The following is a 17,948-nucleotide window of genomic DNA, read 5'->3' as shown; positions in this document are numbered from 1 at the left end:
ACTACCTTGTACAGCACCTGTACTTTGATTAAAACGTGTTCACACGAGCCACTATACGGCTCGATTATTGAGCACATCAATATATGCAGGGTGATTCTTACGTTGTTCTGACAAAGCAAAAATGGGGCCGATTCTAGGTGATTGATTTATGGAGTTATTGTGAAAGAGTGTTTTTTAACCAGACAAAAAAGAAAAAGGTCAAGTCTATAATAGACCTGACCTTTTGATTTAGTAGTAAGTACTAACCAATAGCTACTTAATTAGCTCAATGTTTCTCACTGTGAATGTAAATCCAGCTTGGCTAGCATTCCATGACGGTAGCGAAGCGAGTGGGGTATTCACATTGTTAATGTTTAAGCTACCAGTGTTAAGTTGTGACATTGGTACTGAGACCTTGTGCCACTCGCCCAAAGGGTAATCAGCGCGAGGCAATAGTAGGTCATCACCAGGGCCTTCTGGAGATTCCATCTTGATCACTAAGCCTTGAGTGGCATTTTCACCCTCGTTGGCTGGAGTACCATAGGTTTCTACATAAAGCTCAAACTCTAGCGTGCCATCAAGGTAGTTTTCTAGGTTCTGAGGCTCACCTTGAACGAAGACAATACCTTTGTAGCTTTCTGGACTTGTTGCATCGTAGGCAACGCTTAAATCGCCATTCGACAGTCTTTGATAAGTCATATGACCTTCGATACCTTGCCAGTCATCCGTATTCACCTTGTAGTCGGTTAGGTTTGGCCAAAGCGCGCTTACATCGACAACGTCTTGATCAAGTGGAGGCAATACTTCACCTGCTATTTCTTCACAAGTTAGCGCATCTTCAGCAGGATCGATTGAACGAGGTACAAAGCGAATTTCACCAAGGTTAAATTCGAATTCTTGAGACTCGTTTGAGTACAGCAGGAATGCGGTATTCATCATTGGGAAGCTCATGCCTTCATCAGCAAGACACTGCAAAGGTATCTTGATGGTTTGCCAGTTGCTCTGTGATGGGTCTGCCAGTGGTTTTGGTAGAACTTTTCCGACTTCCACTTCGCCAAAACAAGGCCACTCACAGTGCATTGATAGAATGAAGTTATCAGGTATTTCTTTCTTCACATCGATATCAAACTGCAGCGTTGCATCCGCATTGAGATATGAGTTTCTATCCTCACCTTGCTCGTCATAGGTTTGCATGTACAGTTGACGCGCGCCTTCTCCTGAGAAAGTCACATTAATAGCATCTTGCTGGTGCATGTAGTTGATAGGGTGAGTCGTTAGGTTACCAATGGTGGTTTCTGAACCATTTGAAACATCAACGCCAGCCCAACCGGTATTATCGCCAGACATTCTTGCAACAAACTCACCAGAGCTTGAACGTCCAAAGATTTCTAGAGGCTCGGTAGCGATGCCATCGTCAGGTTTGTCCTGCCCACAGCCAAACTCTCGAGGATCTAGAGGCAAGTTATCCAAGTCTTGATCTTCGGTATTGCTAGAGTAGGTCAAGCCATAGCCGTAAGGGAATAGTGGCTTGTGCTCGCCTTCAATGTCTTGCTCTGTTTCTGGAGTCACGTAGTCTTTAATGTTTGGTGCGTGACGGTTGATGGTTGTCGAGCATTTTAGGTTAGGCCAAGAGTAAGACAATGAACCGGTGAAACCATGGTTGTCTTGAGCAAAGAGTACATCGGTGATGCCTCCTGCTTCTGTACCCGGAAGCCATGCTGCAACGAATGCATCTGATTTATTGATTTCTTCATTGACGTACAATGGACGGCCAGAATAGAACACAGAAACCACAGGATTGCCTTGTTGTTTCAGTTCTCGAATGAGATCTAAGTCTTCGCCATACTTGGATTTTAATGTGGCGTATTCAAGGGTTTGGTTCTTCTTAATGTCACCAAACATCTCAGCGTATGGGTCTTCACCAAACACAACAATTGCCGTGGTGTCTTCATCGGCTTGATTAATATCAGTAATGACATTTTCTTCACCTACTAGCTCACGCATGGCCATCAGCATGGTTTGAGCACCAGGGAAATCGCGCTCGATTTCATTTTCTGTGCCTTGCCAAGTCAGTGTCCAGCCACCGGTTTGTTTTTGAATGTCATTTGCCGCACTACCTAGAACCAAGTATTTTTGATTAGGTGAAAGTGGCAGAATATTGTCGTTATTCTTTAGAAGAACGAGTGATTGGCTCACGGCTTCTCTCGCCAATGCGCGATGCTCATCCGCACCTAAGATGTCAGATTTACCCGCATAGGTACGAAGCGATGGTTGTGGTTTTTCCCAAAGCTGCGCGCGCATTTTCACACGCAGAATACGGGTAACCGCGTCATCAATACGTTCCATTGGGATAATGCCATCTTCCACTTGCTGAATGACATTGTGGTAGAAAGACTTCCAATCGTTGCGAGAGGTCACCATGAATACATCGTTACCCGCATTCACTGCCTCTGGACAGTTTGCAGCGGTACAACCGTTGATCTCACCTTGACCATTCCAGTCGGTAACAATGATGCCGTCAAAGCCCATTTCGTCCTTTAGTACATCATTGAGAAGATACTTACTGCCGTGGATCTTATAGTTGTACTCACCCGTACCCGTTTGGTCGTAGTTAGCAGGGTTGTGCCAAGAGTTAAATGAGCTCATGACTACCTGAGCGCCAGCATTTAGCCCTGAGAAGTAACCGGTAGCATGGATGTTTCTTAAATACTCCTCGCTGTAGTGGTTTTCGCCGCGGTCAACACCATCAAGGGTACCGCCGTCGCCAACCCAGTGTTTCACGTTAGAGATGACGTGACTGTCGGTCTTGATACCGTTTTTACCACCTTGAAGACCGGTAACCATACGGCCTGCATAAGCGTAAATCACCTCAGGATCTTCTGAGTAGCCTTCATAGACTCGGCCCCAGCGATAATCTCGAGGAGACGCAACCGTTGGTGCAAAGGTCCAATCTAGACCGGTAGCCACGATTTCTTTTGCGGTGGCACGACCGATCTCTTCAATAAGGTCAGGGTTTCTGGCGGCACCTAGACCAATGTTGTGCGGGAATACCGTCGCCTTGAATACGTTGTTGTGACCGTGTACTGCATCGGTTGCCCAAATGAACGGGATATCGAAGCCTCTATCGGCATACGCTTCTTTTAGAGCAAACCAGTATTTATCTGACTCTTTTGCCCAATCTTCTGCTGTGGCGTATTTGTCCTCATTTGGCCAACCCCCGCCACCGTTTAACAAGGAACCCAGTTTATATTCTTTGGCTTCTTCTGGAGTGACTTCGCGAAGGTCGGGCTGAACCATCTGGCCCACTTTTTCTTCCAGCGTCATTTTCGCTAGAATTTTTTGAACTCGATTTTCTATGCCGGGGTTGGTTTTAACAACACTGTCTACTTGGGGCCATTCATCAAAGTGGGGAATTGTGAAAGCGCTTTCTTTGGCGCCCAAAGAAGTACAACCTAAGATTAATGTGGCCGAAATTACACTGGAGAGTAAATTTATTTTTGTTTTCATTATTGGTCTCGTCAGTGAGGTAAATGATATCCGTAGAGCATTGATATGCGGGGGTAACATTCATACGCTCTATGCATGATATTAAAGTGAATTTAATTGTATAAATGTGCGCCAATTCAAGTTGTAACCCATTGACTTGTATGATTAATTTTAAATGTGAGTGACCTAGAAATAGTGCAAATCAAATGACAGAGTGTGTCAAAACATGATCCGGGTTAGAGTTATTTTCAGCTAGTTATGTAAGCGCTTACATAAAATATTTAAAGTGTCTATGTTATTCATTTTTAACGCATTTCATAAGGTTAAAGTAATTGTACACCTACAAACCTTGCCAGAAGCGCCACTGCGCCAAAACAGAATAGGGAAAGTCCGACACATAACAGCAATGAAATCCAAAACGTAAAACGTTCTATAAGGATAGGGAAGAGCAAAAACATAGGAAGAGTGGGGAGGACGTACCAAAAGGTATAAAAGGAATGATTGGCGAGTTTCTCTCTAGGTAATCCCTCAATGTGCATCCAGATTAGAGCCAAGATAGTGACAGTAGGCAATGCTGCAACCAGCGCACCCAGTTTATCGCTGCGCTTGGCCACCTCTGAGATGAACACGATTAAGCCTGCGGTGATGAGGTATTTAGTGATGATCCAATACATGCTTTATCCCCTTAGGATTATCTATGAATTATAGAAACCTTCTTGCACTAAACCTGATTTATTTGGCACCTTTGCAAGGCCCTCTGAGCTTAAGATAAAGGTGGCTGATATCGAAACGTAGCGATGATCTGTTTGTAACTAGATAAATGAGGTATTTGTACTTTTGTTACATATAATATTGATGCTGATCACATAACTGGTTAGAATGTCGCCATCAATCTGAAATATTACAACAATGAAGGTGCATATGAACTCAGCAACAGTAGTGAATACCAATACTAAGAATGCGTCATCCACAGTCGCTATGCGTTTTGATGAAATTTGTGGTGTGGTAGGTTTGTTTTCTTTGTTTGCAACGGGTGTGGTTTTGCTAAGTTTGCAGTGGATTGCATAGCAAGTCGTGAAGAAAGACGCGCGTAGATACCCGCGCGTCTTAAGTGTTTACTGTTGTGCTTCTAGGTTTAGAATCGTGATAGCGTTTGCTACGCTAGTGGCAAGAACATCAATGGCGCCAGTGCGCAAAGCGCCTAAGATAGAGAGTGGCTTACTATTCTCTGCTGCGATCGCGATAACCTCTGGTATTTTTTGATAATCAGCAATAGTTAAACCTACAACGCGGTTACTCATTTTAGTATCTTGAACCTCTCCCTTAATATCGAAAAAGTCATACCCCCCCACTTCTCCGACAACGCCTTGTTGGATTCGTGCCTCCACCATTTCTTGAACTGAAAACCAGCCTTGGTTAACCATATAACTGTTCTCAGCGAGATCACCAATACCGACCAATGCCACGTCAGCTTTACGAGCAATATCCATAGTTTGGCGAACGGTAATGTCGTTCATCAGAGTATTGCGCAGGTCAGGATCTGAGATGTAGGCCGGGGCATAAAGGGTTTCACTCACACCACCAAAGGTTTTCGCAAACTGTCGAGATATATGATCGGCATTTAACATGCCACCTCTAGGGTGAATACCACCGATGCTGGCAACGAAGGTGCACTCTTTGGGGGTGACTATGCCAATATGCTCAGATACCGCAGATACGTTTCTTCCTTGTCCAACAGAGATGACCATGTTGTCGTTTAGGCTAGAGGAGAGATAGGTAGAAACTACGCTGGCGATCAGTGTTCGTTGTTCTTCTTCACTGGGTTGATCTAGAGCGATTAAAGCTCGCTTTAAGCCGAATGTTTCTTTTAGTTTTTCTTCTAATTTAGCACTGAAAACCGGATGGTACTTAACCGTGATCTCTACGATACCAATGTCTCGAGCTCGCTTTAGAAGTCGACCCACTTTAACTCGGGTTAGTCCAAATCGCTTAGAGATCTCTTCTTGCGTTGCGCCATCTTGATAATAGGCGACAGCAATTTCGGTGAGTAGGTTCGTTTCTTCTGTTTGTTCGATTTTCATAGCGTCCATTCAGTATTTTTACTGCATAACACAAAGAATAATAAAATTAATAAGTTAACAACAGGTAAATTGCCTACTTTAGTAAAAAAGTAGGCAATTTACATTATTAGCACACCAGTTCGGCGAGGCTTGCATCTAGGTGCTTAATGTCGTGTGTTGACTTTATCTTGCGAATGGTTCGGTTCTTTCCTTGGATAAGGAGTGTTTCCGTAGTGATTAGGTCACCATCACGATAAACACCATCAAGTAAATCACCTTTGGTAATGCCCGTTGCCGAGAAGATCACATTGTCTGACTTAACCATATCATTGAGAGCCAATACTTGGTTTGGTTCAACACCCATTTCAATGCAGCGTTTAATCTCGATATTGCCATGGCGAATATTGTCATCAGATTGTTCTTTGACTTGATGTCGTGGGAGCAACCTACCGTGCATATCTCCATCTAACGCTTTCATTACGGCGGCGGTCACAATGCCTTCTGGAGCACCGCCAACACAATACATAAGATCGATATCACTATCTGGCATGCACGTCAGAATAGAGGCGGCGACGTCTCCATCAGGAAATGCATACACGCGGATTCCCTGTTGTTGCATTTCACGAATAACAGTTTCATGTCGAGGCTTGGCAAGGGTAACTACAACAAGCTCTTCTAATTCTTTGTTCAGTGCCTTTGCTACGTTATGTAGATTTTCTTGTAGGGGAAGGTGTAGGTCGATACAACCTTTGGCTTTAGGACCCACTACAAGTTTCTCCATATACATATCGGGCGCCTCTAGAAAGCTGCCTTTTTCTCCGGCAGCTAAAACGGCGATAGCATTAGATTGCCCCATCGCTGTCATTCGTGTTCCCTCTATAGGATCCACTGCAATATCCACAGCGCTGCCACCTAAACCAAGCTCTTCGCCAATGTAGAGCATTGGAGCATCATCAATCTCGCCCTCTCCAATGACAATCTTGCCATCGATAGAGGTGTTATTAAGTAGATAACGCATCGCTTCAACGGCTGATTTGTCCGCTGAGTTCTTATCTCCTCTTCCCAGCCATTTGTAACCCGCTAATGCTGCGCCCTCTGTGACCTGAGAGAAGGCTATGGATAGTTCTGGTTTCATTGTCGTGTCCTTAACAATAGTTAGGTGTGTTCATATGTTCATATAACTTAACAAATGTTCACTGATATAAAAAGCAACGAATGTTAATTATTTTTGATTCTCTATATGCGCTCTATTGAGCATTTCAACGGTAAATGCACAATTGGCCATTGATTTATAACTGAGTGCTTCATTATCTGAGTGGTTTCAGTAAGTAATTGAAAAATATGAGATATATAGATTTTCAGTGATTTTCGGTTAATAAATAAACAGCTTGTATACACAGGATTTTTATTTGATCGTAATCACAGACATGCGTGGTATTGTTGTTTTTTTGTGATAATTATCGCGTTTGCAACTCGTCGTATGTTGCGATTGGTAACAATCTGTTTACTATCATTTGTAACTTATGAAGAACATATGAACAGTGAGGTAGGGATGTCGATTGCAATAGGGTGTGATGATGCAGCAGTAGAGCTCAAAGAAATACTGAAGCAACACCTGAGCTCAAAAGGAATTGAATTCGTTGATTATGGAGCCGATCCAGAAGATGGAATTCTTTACCCTGATGTAGCTAAGGAAGTCAGCGTGGCGGTAAGTAAAGGGCGACACGAAAGAGGCATCATTCTTTGTGGCACGGGTATTGGTGTATCAATCGTTGCAAATAAGGTCCCTGGAATCAGAGCCGCCTTATGCCATGACACCTTTTCTGCAGAGCGTGCGCGTAAGAGCAACGATGCGCAAATTATTACTATGGGTGCAAGAGTTATCGGCAGTGAATTGGCGAAGAGCATCCTAGATACATGGCTAATATCAGAGTTTTCTGATGGGCCATCAACCCCAAAAGTAAATCGAATCAAGGAGATAGAGAAAGAATTTATCGCTTAATCAATTTGCTTAATTAATGGACTAACGTGGAACAAACAATGAAAAAAACTATTCTAATACCAAGTGCAGTAGCTGTAGCAGTAATGATGTCTTCAACAGCGTTCGCTAAAGACCTGAAAGTAGCGACCAGTGCGCAAGTAGGCTCTCTTCAGTACAACACGACAGAATACTTTACTGACTATGCAAACAAAGAGTTTGATAAAGCAGGTATCGATTACAACTTGAAGTTTTTCGGTGCTGCCCAATTAGGTAAAGACAAAGATGTTCAACAAAAACTGAAGCTAGGTACGATTGACCTTGCTCTATTGACGTCAACGCTTCCTACTCATGTTTCAGAAATGGCACTTTTTGAATTACCTTTCCTTGTTTCTGACCGTGAACATGTAGCAAAAATTGAGCAAGAAGTGTTCTGGCCTTATATCGCGCCTGCGGCTGAAAAGAAAGGCTATCGCGTTATTGGTTTTTGGGAAAACGGCTTCCGTAACATCACTAACAGTGAGCGCCCAATCAATACACCAGCTGATTTGAAAGGCCTTAAGATTCGTACTCCAAATAGCTCTTGGCGTGTGAAAATGTTTAAGAACTGGGGAGCAAACCCAACTCCTATGAGCTTCAGTGAAGTATTCATTGGTTTGCAAACAGGCGTTATTGATGGTCAAGAAAACCCATACACTAACATTTATGCCGCTAAGCTAAATGAAGTTCAAAGCTACGTAAGTGTGACTAATCACGTTTACACGCCAGCGTATTTGACTGCGGGTGCAAAACACTACGGTAAGCACTCTCAAGAAGTTCGCGATATTTTGGAAGCATCAGCTAAGGCTGCTCAACAATGGGGCTACACCCAGGCTGCACAGCTTGAAACCGAGCTGAAAGACAAGTTAGTGGCTGGTGGTATGAAGCTGAATGTGGCAGATCGCCAGGCATTTGTTGATGCAAGTGGCCCAATCTACGACGACTTCAAGAAAAACGTAAATAACGGCGATGTTATGCTGACAAAAGCACTATCAAGCGCGCAATAACCATTTAAGTCATGTCCCGTAAGGGGCATGACTTTTTCTTTCTTTTGGGGGACAAGATGTCATTTAGAAGCGGTATAAATGCCATATCCAATGTTTTAGAAAAAGTACTCATTGTTGTTTCAGCAACGATTCTATTGTCGTTAAGCGCAATCATAATTACAGCGGTATTCTCCCGTTTTAGTGGTGCTTCTTTGTATTGGTACGATGAAGTATCTGCCATTTTATTGGCTTGGCTTAGTTTCTACGGTTCTGCGCTTTGCGCACTTAAACGATCTCATATGGGCTTTGGTGGTTTTATAGCAAGCTTGCCACTGACCAGCCGTAAAGCACTCTTTTTGCTTAGTGAACTTATTGTTATCAGTTTTTTTGTCACCATTGCCTGGGCAAGCTATTACATCTTGCAAATCTTCGGCGATGAGACCTTAACCAGTCTGGAATTTGTTCCGCTTTCATTTGCTCAGTCAGCACTTCCTATTGGCGCAGTCTTGTTTGTAGTGGCGCAGCTTTGCTCTTTCCCTAAAGCGTGGGAAATGGTTAGCAAGGGCACGACTCAAGAAGGCGAAGAAATAGAAGAAGCCATTCGCGATGCTAAGAAAGAGATGGCCGATGTCATGGAGACAGTGAAATGAGTTCGATTTTAGTTTTGGTTTGTTTGATTGCCCTTGTGATGATCAATGTACCTATTGGCATTGCAATTGGTGCGGTTGCTTTGGTTGGTATGGTTGCAACCTCAGGTATTGATTCAATTTACAACGCTGCTTTAGCGATGTTTGAAGGTGGTTCGAAATTCACCCTATTGTCTATTCCATTGTTCGTTTTTGCGGGTGCATTGATGAACACTGGTGGTATTTCACTGCGATTGATTAACTTTGTTAATGCTATTGTGGGTTTCGTGCGTGGTGGTCTGTCTATGGTGAACGTGGGCGTGTCGATGATTTTTGCGGAAATCTCAGGCTCGGCCGTTGCTGATGTGGCTGCATTGGGCTCGATCTTGATTCCAGCGATGAAAAAGCGTGGTTATTCAGGTAGCTTCTCTGCTGCTGTGACGTCTTCTTCTGCATCACTTGCTGTCATTATCCCACCCTCGCTACCAATGATTATCTACGGCGCAATGGCTGATGTGTCTATTTCACAGCTATTTGTAGCGGGCATTATTTCTGGCTTATTGGGCGCAGCAGGTATGTTCGGTGTGTGTTACTACTACGCCGTTAAGTATGACTTGCCTCGAGAAGATTCATTTAGCTTACGTAAGCTTTGGGTCGCGTTTAAAGATGCTTTTTGGGCTTTGACTCTACCGTTTGCAATCCTTGGTGGCATCCTATCAGGCTTTATGACAGCAACAGAAGCTGCAGGTATTGCCGTACTGCTTGCACTTGTTATCTCAGTTTTCATCTACAAAGAAATGTCGTTGAAAACCTTCTACAAAGCAGTAATGGAAGGTGTTACTGGTACATCAGTCGTGATGTTGTTAGTTGCGACGTCAGCTGTATTGGGCCTGTTTTTAACAGAGCAAGAAGTTCCTCAAGCAATGGCTGCTGGCATCCTTAGCATTTCAGAGAACAAATATGTTGTTCTTATGATGTTGAACTTAATGTTACTGGTCGTTGGCATATTCTTGCATGGCGCAGCTGCCATCATCCTAACAGTACCGATTGTGTTACCTCTGATTCACCAATTGGGAATCGATCCTATCCACTTTGGCATTATGTTGGCTCTGAATATCTCGATCGGACAGCAAACGCCACCAGTCGCCAGTGTATTAATTACGGCCTGTTCGATTGCTAAGAAAGATATTTGGTCCGTGACAAAAGTGAACGCGATGTTCATCGCAGTATTAGTAGCGGTATTGATGCTCGCGACCTACGTACCCGCAATCTCTATTGGATTTGTAAATTACCTATACAACTAAATTTAAGGACAAATGAAAATGACGAAACCAACTATTGCTCTAGTGCTAGGCGACCCATCAGGTATTGGCCCGGAAGTCGCGGTTAAAGTGCTAAGCGAACAAAAGAATAGAGAGCTGGCTAACATATTAATTATTGCTGAAGAGTACGAATTACGTAAAGGCATGGATGTGGCGCAGGCAAGCTTTGACTACCAGCTAGTATCAAGCTTTGAAGAAGCCGAGTTTAAAAACAATACGCCAGCGCTACTGACATTCAAGAACTCTCATGCAGATGACATTGAATACGGCAAGGCGACCGCGCAGGGTGGTCAATACGTATTGGACTCTTTGAAGATAGCTGTAGATCTTACTCTTGCTGGAAAAACTCACGGAATCTGTTTTGCTCCTCTGAACAAACAAGCAATGCATATGGCGGGTCTAGCGCATCGTGACGAGTTGTCTTGGTTTGCAGAGCTTACTGATTACAAAGATTTTGGCTGTGAAGTGAATGTGGTTGATGACATTTGGGCGGGTCGAGTTACCTCTCATATCCCATTTAAAGATGTGGTGGACAATCTAAGTGTGGAGTCAGTACTAGAAACCATCGAGCTGATGGATCGTACTCTTAAGTCAGCAGGCTTCCCAGAGCCGAAGATTGCAGTACAAGCTCTAAACCCGCACGGTGGGGAAGGCGGCCTATTTGGCGATGAAGAAATCACCATTATCACGCCAGCGATTGAGAAAGCGAAAGAGAAAGGGATCCAAGCCTTTGGACCATACCCTGGTGATACCACCATGTGGATTGTGCAAAAACAAAACATGAACTCGGTAGTGTCTATGTATCACGACCAAGGTGCTACTGCTTTGAAAATGATGGGCTTCGACCGTGGCGTTACAGTACAAGGCGGCATTCCGCTACCAATCGCTACAGCAAACCACGGCAGTGCATTTGATATCTACGGAAAAAATATTGCATCAACAGCTGCTATGGAAAATGCCTTGATCACAACAGTGAAGATGGCGACGACCTACCAGAAGAAATTTGCGTAAGGAAACTATCATGAGAAAGCCAAAGAAACTGATTAATGACCCAATGGTAGTTGCTAAAGAGCAATATGAGGGTTTGTTGGCGGCAATGAGTGGCAAGCTAGAGGGCCTACCCGGTATCACGGGCGCGATTCGTACTGACCTACCTAGCGATAAAGTGGCTATTTTGACGGGGGGCGGCTCTGGCCATGAACCATTGTTCGCAGGCTATGTGGGTAAAGGTCTAGCGGACGCAGCTGCCTTAGGCGACATATTTGCAGCACCACCACCAAACGTAATTTTGCAAACCACAGAGGCGGTAGATAACGGTAAAGGCGTTATCTATATCTATGGCAACTATGCTGGCGACAACATGAACTTTGATATCGCGTCTGAGCTGGCTGATGACGATGATATCAAGACGCATACCATTCGCGTATGGGATGATGTGGCTTCTGCGCCACTGGAGAAAATAGAAGAACGTCGTGGCACCGCGGGTGATCTTTATGTATTGAAAATTGCGGGTGCTGCATCGGAAGCTTATGACGATTTCGACAAAGTCGTTGAAGTGACTGAGCGTGCTCGTGATTACACACGTTCAATTGGTGTGGCCCTTTCTGCCGGCTCGGTACCTCAAACCAATACCTTTAATTTTGAACTGCCTGATGACGAGCTTGAAATCGGCATGGGGCTCCATGGTGAACCAGGTGTTGCTAGAGAGAAAATGAGCACTGCCGACGAAGTCGTAACTAAGCTCATTGACCAGTTGTGTGATGACCTGCCTTATCAAAACGGCGATGAAGTGTGCCTTCTGGTGAACAACTTGGGTGCTTCGACCTATATGGAGCTACTTATTGCAACTCGCCAAGCGCACAAACTATTGGCAGAACGTGGCATCACAGTACACGACACGCTAGTGGGTAACTACTGTACCTCTCAAGAAATGTCAGGGTATTCACTGACCCTGCTCAAGCTCGATGCAGAGCTGAAAGAACTATACAACCAACCTTGTGACTCATTTGCTTTAAGGAAGTAAGACAATGGACGTAGTAATTGCAAAAGAAATGATGGCTTATGTTGCTAAACAAATGGTAGCTAGTGAGCCGGTGTTAACTAAGTTTGACCAAACCATTGGCGATGGTGACCACGGCATTGGTATGGAACGTGGATTCAAAGCGGTCCAAGAACTGCTAGCAGATGAGAGCTATCAACCTGCTGATGTGAGCAAGCTACTGTTAAAAATCGGCTCCACAATGATGGCGACTATGGGCGGTGCTTCTGGCGCTATCTTTGGTACTTTGTTCCGTTCAGGTGCAAAAGCAATTAAAGGCGCGACCGAGCTAAACGCTGAAACATTGTCTGAATTTTTATCAGCAGGTTTACAGGGTGTGTATGAGCGTGGCGGCGCGAAACCTGGCGATAAAACCATGATTGATGCATTGGTGGCTGCAGTTAAGGAATCTGAGTCTCGCAAAGGCGATTTAGCAGAGAATTTACCTGCCATTGCCGCTGCCGCTCAGCAAGGTGTAGAAGCGACTAAAGATATGATTGCCACAACGGGTAAGGCAAAAACATTGGGTGAACGTTCTCTAGGACACCCAGATCCTGGTGCTGTGTCTATGGCGTTTATTCTTCAATTTATGACTGAGTTTGCTACGGAGCAAGTGACAGCATGAAAAAAGTGTGGATAGGCACTAGTTGGAAAATGAACAAAACCAGCGCTGCGGCGGATGCATGGGCATCCGCGGTAGAACCTGCGGTAAAAGCGTGCTCGGAGTCGGTTCAACCTTTTGTGATCCCTTCTTTTCCATACATTCAACAGGTGAGTGAGCAACTGAATGATAAAGGTGTTCGCATCGGCTCACAGAATATCTGTTGGCAGGATGAAGGCGCTTATACAGGAGAAGTGTCACCCATACAGGTAAAAGATTGTGGAGCCACTCTGGTTGAAATTGGCCATTCTGAGCGACGCGCGATGTTTGGTGAAACGGATGAACGAGTAAACAAAAAGGTACTTGCTAGTCTCAAGCATGGCTTAACCCCTTTAGTGTGTGTGGGCGATACTCACGATGAAAAGCGTTGGGGTGTGTCAGCAGAGTCAGTCATTAGGCAGGTGAAGATTGCCTTATACGAAGTGCCAAAAGAGCAAGTTACAGATGTCATTATTGCTTATGAACCGGTGTGGGCGATAGGTGAGCAGGGTATCCCTGCGACATCAGAGGAAGCAGAGCGAGTGCACTTAGCGATTCGTAATGCTTTGAGCGCTGAGTTTGGTTCATCAATTTCGCAAAAAATGGTTCTACTTTATGGTGGCAGTGTCAATCTTGATAACGCCTCTGAACTACTAGACCAAGCGAATATCGATGGCTTGTTTGTGGGCCGTACTGCTTGGAATGCCGATGGGTATTGCCATTTGCTAGAAATAGCGCAAAGCAAAGCGAACTAAATTAGATGCAACAAGTGCAGTTAATTGGATGGATATTAGTCGGCTTTATGTTGGCTAAATTCATTCACGCCTTTAACGAAACCAGAGTGGGTTGGGTAAGAAGCTTTGCATTTGCTTTTTTAACGCCCACTCTATTTTTTGGTTCAATGGTGAAGGCTGACTTTGATCACTTGCCATCTTTGAATCTGGTGATTAGTTACCTATTGGCCATGTTCACTCTATTTGTGCTGATGCGGTTATTTCTTGCTAAGACCTGCGATGAAACATCGTCCTGTTCAAACATAAAGTCGATGTCAGCGTTATATCCTAATGCTGTTGGTGTTGGCGTTCCGTTGATCTTTTCTTTGTACGGAACGGAGGCCGAGCTGATATTAATGGGCGTGGTATTCATCAACTTAGTCTTGGTGTTGCCTCTTTTTAATATATTGATGATTCGCAGTGGTGAGGCTGGGTTCTACAGCTATCGAAAGGTTGCTAGTGACCCCATCATTATCGCAATTGTAACGGGTGCTTTGATCAACTTGCTTTCCATTCCTTTGCCGTCTTATCTACTGAGTGCGGTAGATCATGTTGGAATGTATGCGTTGCCTATCATTTTACTAGTGTTGGGAGCGAGCTTGAGTTTTTACAACACTCAACAGCTATTACAACAGAAAGTCACTATGTTGTTGTTTGTGAAAATGATTGGATTCCCATTCATTGTGCTGTGCATCAGCTACTTTTGGTTACAGTTGGATTTACTTGAAATGCAGGTGTTGGTGTTACTTTGTAGTTTACCCACCGGAATTAATGTCTATTTATTGGCAGAACGCTACCAAGTCGCGAGGGAAGCCACAGCAAGTGTCATTGTCGGGTCGACGGGGTTATCTCTGTTGTCGGTGTTTGCTTGGGAAGTCATTGTTTCGCGTTTAGTTTGAGCGAAACATATAAGGATATAGAAAATGAGTATTTTAGATAGGTTGGCGATTAATACCGCTATTTTTGATGGGCATGATTTGAAGATCTCTTTAAAAACGATCAAAAGCCTAGGGGTTGGATATGTAGAATTTGCCTTTAACCAAGGATACGTAGGCCAGCTCGATAGTGACATGTTCTCTGAGGCTCATGCTCACTATTTGCTCTCTCTATTGGAGAAAGAGCAACTTAAAACAGAAGCCTTAGGCTGTACCATGAACCTTGCTTCGCCCAATGCACTAGAAGAGTTTAAAATGCGTATACGCTTTGCTCATCACTTAGGTGTTAAATACCTCAATACATGTACTGGGCCTATCGGTGATCGCCATATTATTATCAATAACCTCAAGCAATTAGCTCCTTATGCCGAAGAGCATGGATGTGTTATTTGTATCGAGAATGGTGGGGATCATAACTTTAATGCCTTCACTAGCGCTGATGATGGCGTACGCATACTTAGTGAAGTGTCTCACCCCGCATTAGCGCTTAACTTTGATCCAGGAAACAGCGTTTCTTTGGCTCCCAACCTGAGCCCAAGTGAAGAGGCACGTATTGCCATGCCATTCTGCCGACATTTTCATGTGAAAGATGTCTCGGTTCATGATGATAAGTTTACCTTCCCAGCCTTAGGTCAAGGTATGATCAATTTTAAGCCTATTGTTGAGTCATTGAGTAATAGGTGTGTACCATTCAGTATTGAAAAGCCACTAAGAATGCATAGACGTAAGGATACCTTCCCTGTGCGTGGTCGCTCCCCTGAGAGCATTGAAGAGATCACTCGAGTATTGGACGAAAGTATTTCTTACATTCGCCAGTTAGCCAGTAATTAGTTTCAGTTTAACCAGATACGGACCCTAGTAATGCCTATCAGTAAAATAGAAGAAGTTATCGAAGATTATCGTCAGGGTAAGATGGTGATCTTAATGGATGATGAAGATCGCGAGAATGAGGGTGACATCATGCTCCCTGCCGAGTGTGTGACAGCTCAAGATGTCAACTTCATGGCCACTCACGGCCGAGGCCTGATATGCCTGACCATGACTCAGGAACGCTGTAACAAGCTTAATCTCTTTCCTATGGTGCAAAACCCAACAGAACCTTGGGCAACTGCATTTACCGCCTCTATTGAAGCTGCTAGTGGGGTGACAACGGGCATCTCTGCTGAAGACCGAGCGGTAACCATTCAGGCTGCTGTTGCAAAGCAAGCGGTAGCATCCGATCTTGTCCAGCCTGGGCATATCTTTCCTTTGGCGGCTAAAGACGGTGGGGTACTTAGCCGTGCAGGGCATACTGAAGCGGGTTGTGATCTAGCTCGACTAGCGGGATTTGAGCCTTCTTCTGTGATTGTAGAGATCTTGAATGAAGACGGCACAATGGCTCGCCGTCCTCAATTAGAAGTGTTTGCGGAAAAACATAATATTAAGCTCGGTACTATTGCGGACTTGATTGAATACCGAAATACTCAAGAAACGACGATTGAACGTATTGCTGAATGTAAGATGCCAACTGAGTTTGGTGAGTTTGATATGGTGACCTACAGAGACACCATAGATAACCAGATTCATTATGCGTTAAGTAGTGGCTCAGATTTGGAAGCGCCTCTAGTGCGTGTGCACGTATACGATCAGCTCAGTGACGTACTATTGTCTACCCATGCAGGACAGCCTGTTTGGCCAATAGATAAGGTTTTGAAGAAGGTAGCTAACGAAGGTGGTACGGTTGTTATTTTAGGCCAAGAGCAAACCTCAGAGGCTAAGATACAAAAGATCAAGTCAATTCAAATGCAAGCGGAAGGCGAGGCTACTCCTAAGCACAAGCCTGTGGATACGTCACGTCAGGTGGGTGTTGGCTCTCAGATATTAGCGGATCTTGGGATATCAAAAATGAAGCTACTCTCGTCTTCAAATAAAAGGTATCACGCCTTGTCTGGTTTCGGCTTAGAGGTAGTGGATTACATTACCGAGTAAAAACCAAATTCGGGTAGTTGTATTTGCCAGTAAGTTATTGCTTACTGGCTTTTTTATGCCTTGAGTAAATTAGGATCAACAGACCCTAGTATCGCCAAGCAATAAATCGACTGATTTTCTGTCCCTGAGACATCTCAACAACCTTGACCTCGCTCGCACCTAGTTTGCCAAGTACCTTCTGCATCGGTGCGACGTTCTCTTTTTTGGATATAAGGGTACTAAACCAGCCTACTTGCTCTTTAAATAGGGCACTTTCTACGGCCATGTTTTTGATGAAGGCCTCTTCGCCGCCCGGGCACCAAAGCTCCGCTTTCTGGCCACCAAAGTTGAGCCCTTGTGGCGCTGATTTTATTGGCTGGCCTTTTTTATTCATAGCCTCTGAGCCGCGCTTGGCTCTGTTCTTTGCAAGATTGTCAGCCTTTCGTTTTGTCCCTTGCTCCGCATCCTTTAAAGATTTGTGAAAGGGTGGGTTGCACATGGTGAGGTGATAGTACTCGCCCTCTTTAATGACTCCCTTGAAGATATTGTCAGCATTTTTTTGTAGGCGCGGGACTATCTTCATCGATAGATGAGGGTTTAGCTTGGCAATCTCGGTAGCGACTTTGATGGATATTGGGTCAACATCGGACGCAGTAAAGTGCCATTGGTAGTCCGTGGCACCAATAATCGGGTAAATACAGCTCGCCCCTGTGCCGATATCGAGAGCATTGATGGTGTTATCCGCGGTATCCAATAAGTCTGCTAAGCGGTGCACATAATCGGCACGTCCTGGGATCGGCGGGCATAGGTAGCCCTTTGGGATATCCCAGAACTTCACCTGATAATGGTGCGCCAGCAAGGCCTTATTAAGGGTTAGCACGGCTTCAGGGTCGCTAAAGTCTACGGTTTGCTCTCCCTTAGGATTGAGTGTCACTTTACGTTTTAATTCTGGGAGTGCTTTTACCAAGGCATCGATATCGTAGCGTCCGTGGTGTTTATTTCGCGGATGAAGACCGGCTTTCACAGCTTTTTTTGCGGCAACTTTGTTATTTTTCATCAGGATATCGATACTCGGTATTGGGTGTCTGCTTTGCGGTCGCTACTTTAGCACATGCTTAGCTTAATGTTAGCGCAAGCTT

The 17,948-nt window shown here is 44.5% G+C and carries 17 protein-coding genes; 12 read left to right on the top strand and 5 right to left on the bottom strand.

The genetic code is table 11. The features are described from left to right. Positions 1–252: 252 nt before the first annotated feature. Both A6E01_RS09025 and A6E01_RS09020 read right to left on the bottom strand, forming a co-directional pair. On the bottom strand, positions 253–3,486 hold the full coding sequence (locus tag A6E01_RS09025; protein ID WP_237334470.1) for a glycoside hydrolase family 3 protein: 3,234 nt from the start codon (positions 3,484–3,486) through the stop codon (positions 253–255). Positions 3,487–3,788: 302 nt separating this feature from the next. Continuing rightward, entirely contained in the window at positions 3,789–4,139 is a 351-nt protein-coding gene (locus tag A6E01_RS09020) for a DUF3147 family protein (RefSeq protein ID WP_017028961.1), read from the bottom strand. Positions 4,140–4,386: 247 nt separating this feature from the next. Here A6E01_RS09020 and A6E01_RS21260 point away from each other — a divergent pair, with 247 nt between their 5' ends. Further along, the gene (locus A6E01_RS21260; protein ID WP_017028962.1) at positions 4,387–4,533 is read left to right on the top strand and encodes a hypothetical protein; all 147 of its coding nucleotides are present in this window, start codon (positions 4,387–4,389) and stop codon (positions 4,531–4,533) included. 47 nt (positions 4,534–4,580) lie between these two features. On the opposite strand, the gene A6E01_RS09015 is transcribed toward A6E01_RS21260, so the two are convergent. Further along, on the bottom strand, positions 4,581–5,555 hold the full coding sequence (locus A6E01_RS09015; protein WP_026026198.1) for a sugar-binding transcriptional regulator: 975 nt from the start codon (positions 5,553–5,555) through the stop codon (positions 4,581–4,583). 97 nt (positions 5,556–5,652) lie between these two features. Next, complete coding sequence (gene glpX, locus A6E01_RS09010) at positions 5,653–6,660, bottom strand: class II fructose-bisphosphatase (RefSeq protein ID WP_065210105.1); 1,008 nt, start codon at positions 6,658–6,660, stop codon at positions 5,653–5,655. Positions 6,661–7,059: 399 nt separating this feature from the next. Between glpX and rpiB the strand changes: the two genes are divergently transcribed. Genes rpiB through ribB form a run of 11 tightly spaced genes read left to right on the top strand, consistent with a single transcriptional unit; the run spans position 7,060 to position 16,830 of the window. Next, positions 7,060–7,527: a ribose 5-phosphate isomerase B gene (gene rpiB, locus A6E01_RS09005; protein WP_017027701.1), complete on the top strand. Its 468-nt coding sequence runs from the start codon at positions 7,060–7,062 to the stop codon at positions 7,525–7,527. 38 nt (positions 7,528–7,565) lie between these two features. Continuing rightward, the gene (locus A6E01_RS09000) at positions 7,566–8,549 is read left to right on the top strand and encodes a TRAP transporter substrate-binding protein (RefSeq protein WP_017027702.1); all 984 of its coding nucleotides are present in this window, start codon (positions 7,566–7,568) and stop codon (positions 8,547–8,549) included. 56 nt (positions 8,550–8,605) lie between these two features. Continuing rightward, positions 8,606–9,178: a TRAP transporter small permease gene (locus A6E01_RS08995; protein WP_017027703.1), complete on the top strand. Its 573-nt coding sequence runs from the start codon at positions 8,606–8,608 to the stop codon at positions 9,176–9,178. After that, positions 9,175–10,458, top strand: a complete 1,284-nt coding sequence (locus A6E01_RS08990) for a TRAP transporter large permease (RefSeq protein ID WP_017027704.1) — start codon at positions 9,175–9,177, stop codon at positions 10,456–10,458. Before A6E01_RS08995 ends, A6E01_RS08990 begins: the two co-directional genes overlap by 4 nt. An 18-nt stretch (positions 10,459–10,476) precedes the next feature. Continuing rightward, positions 10,477–11,487, top strand: coding sequence for a 4-hydroxythreonine-4-phosphate dehydrogenase PdxA (locus tag A6E01_RS08985; RefSeq protein ID WP_017027705.1), 1,011 nt, complete (start codon positions 10,477–10,479; stop codon positions 11,485–11,487). 10 nt (positions 11,488–11,497) lie between these two features. Next, positions 11,498–12,499 (top strand): dihydroxyacetone kinase subunit DhaK, encoded by a 1,002-nt coding sequence (locus A6E01_RS08980; protein ID WP_017027706.1) that lies wholly within the window; start codon positions 11,498–11,500, stop codon positions 12,497–12,499. 4 nt (positions 12,500–12,503) lie between these two features. Continuing rightward, positions 12,504–13,139, top strand: coding sequence for a dihydroxyacetone kinase subunit DhaL (dhaL, locus tag A6E01_RS08975; RefSeq protein ID WP_017027707.1), 636 nt, complete (start codon positions 12,504–12,506; stop codon positions 13,137–13,139). Beyond that, positions 13,136–13,909, top strand: a complete 774-nt coding sequence (locus A6E01_RS08970; protein WP_065210104.1) for a triose-phosphate isomerase — start codon at positions 13,136–13,138, stop codon at positions 13,907–13,909. The genes dhaL and A6E01_RS08970 overlap by 4 nt, the downstream gene beginning before the upstream one ends. A 5-nt stretch (positions 13,910–13,914) precedes the next feature. Then, positions 13,915–14,826: an AEC family transporter gene (locus tag A6E01_RS08965; RefSeq protein ID WP_082961357.1), complete on the top strand. Its 912-nt coding sequence runs from the start codon at positions 13,915–13,917 to the stop codon at positions 14,824–14,826. A 24-nt stretch (positions 14,827–14,850) separates the two neighbouring features. Then, positions 14,851–15,693, top strand: a complete 843-nt coding sequence (locus A6E01_RS21255) for a sugar phosphate isomerase/epimerase family protein (RefSeq protein ID WP_017027710.1) — start codon at positions 14,851–14,853, stop codon at positions 15,691–15,693. 30 nt (positions 15,694–15,723) lie between these two features. Beyond that, positions 15,724–16,830, top strand: coding sequence for a 3,4-dihydroxy-2-butanone-4-phosphate synthase (gene ribB / locus A6E01_RS21250; protein WP_017027711.1), 1,107 nt, complete (start codon positions 15,724–15,726; stop codon positions 16,828–16,830). Between the two features lie 85 nt (positions 16,831–16,915). Here ribB and rlmF read toward each other — a convergent pair whose 3' ends face one another. Next, positions 16,916–17,866, bottom strand: coding sequence for a 23S rRNA (adenine(1618)-N(6))-methyltransferase RlmF (gene rlmF, locus A6E01_RS08950; protein ID WP_065210103.1), 951 nt, complete (start codon positions 17,864–17,866; stop codon positions 16,916–16,918). Between the last annotated feature and the right edge of the window lie 82 nt (positions 17,867–17,948).

The sequence above is a fragment of the Vibrio breoganii genome, from assembly GCF_001677275.1.
GTDB classification, from domain to species: Bacteria; Pseudomonadota; Gammaproteobacteria; order Enterobacterales; family Vibrionaceae; genus Vibrio; species Vibrio breoganii.
Note: the sequence above shows the minus strand (reverse complement) of the source record. Positions and strands in the feature narration are given on the sequence as shown.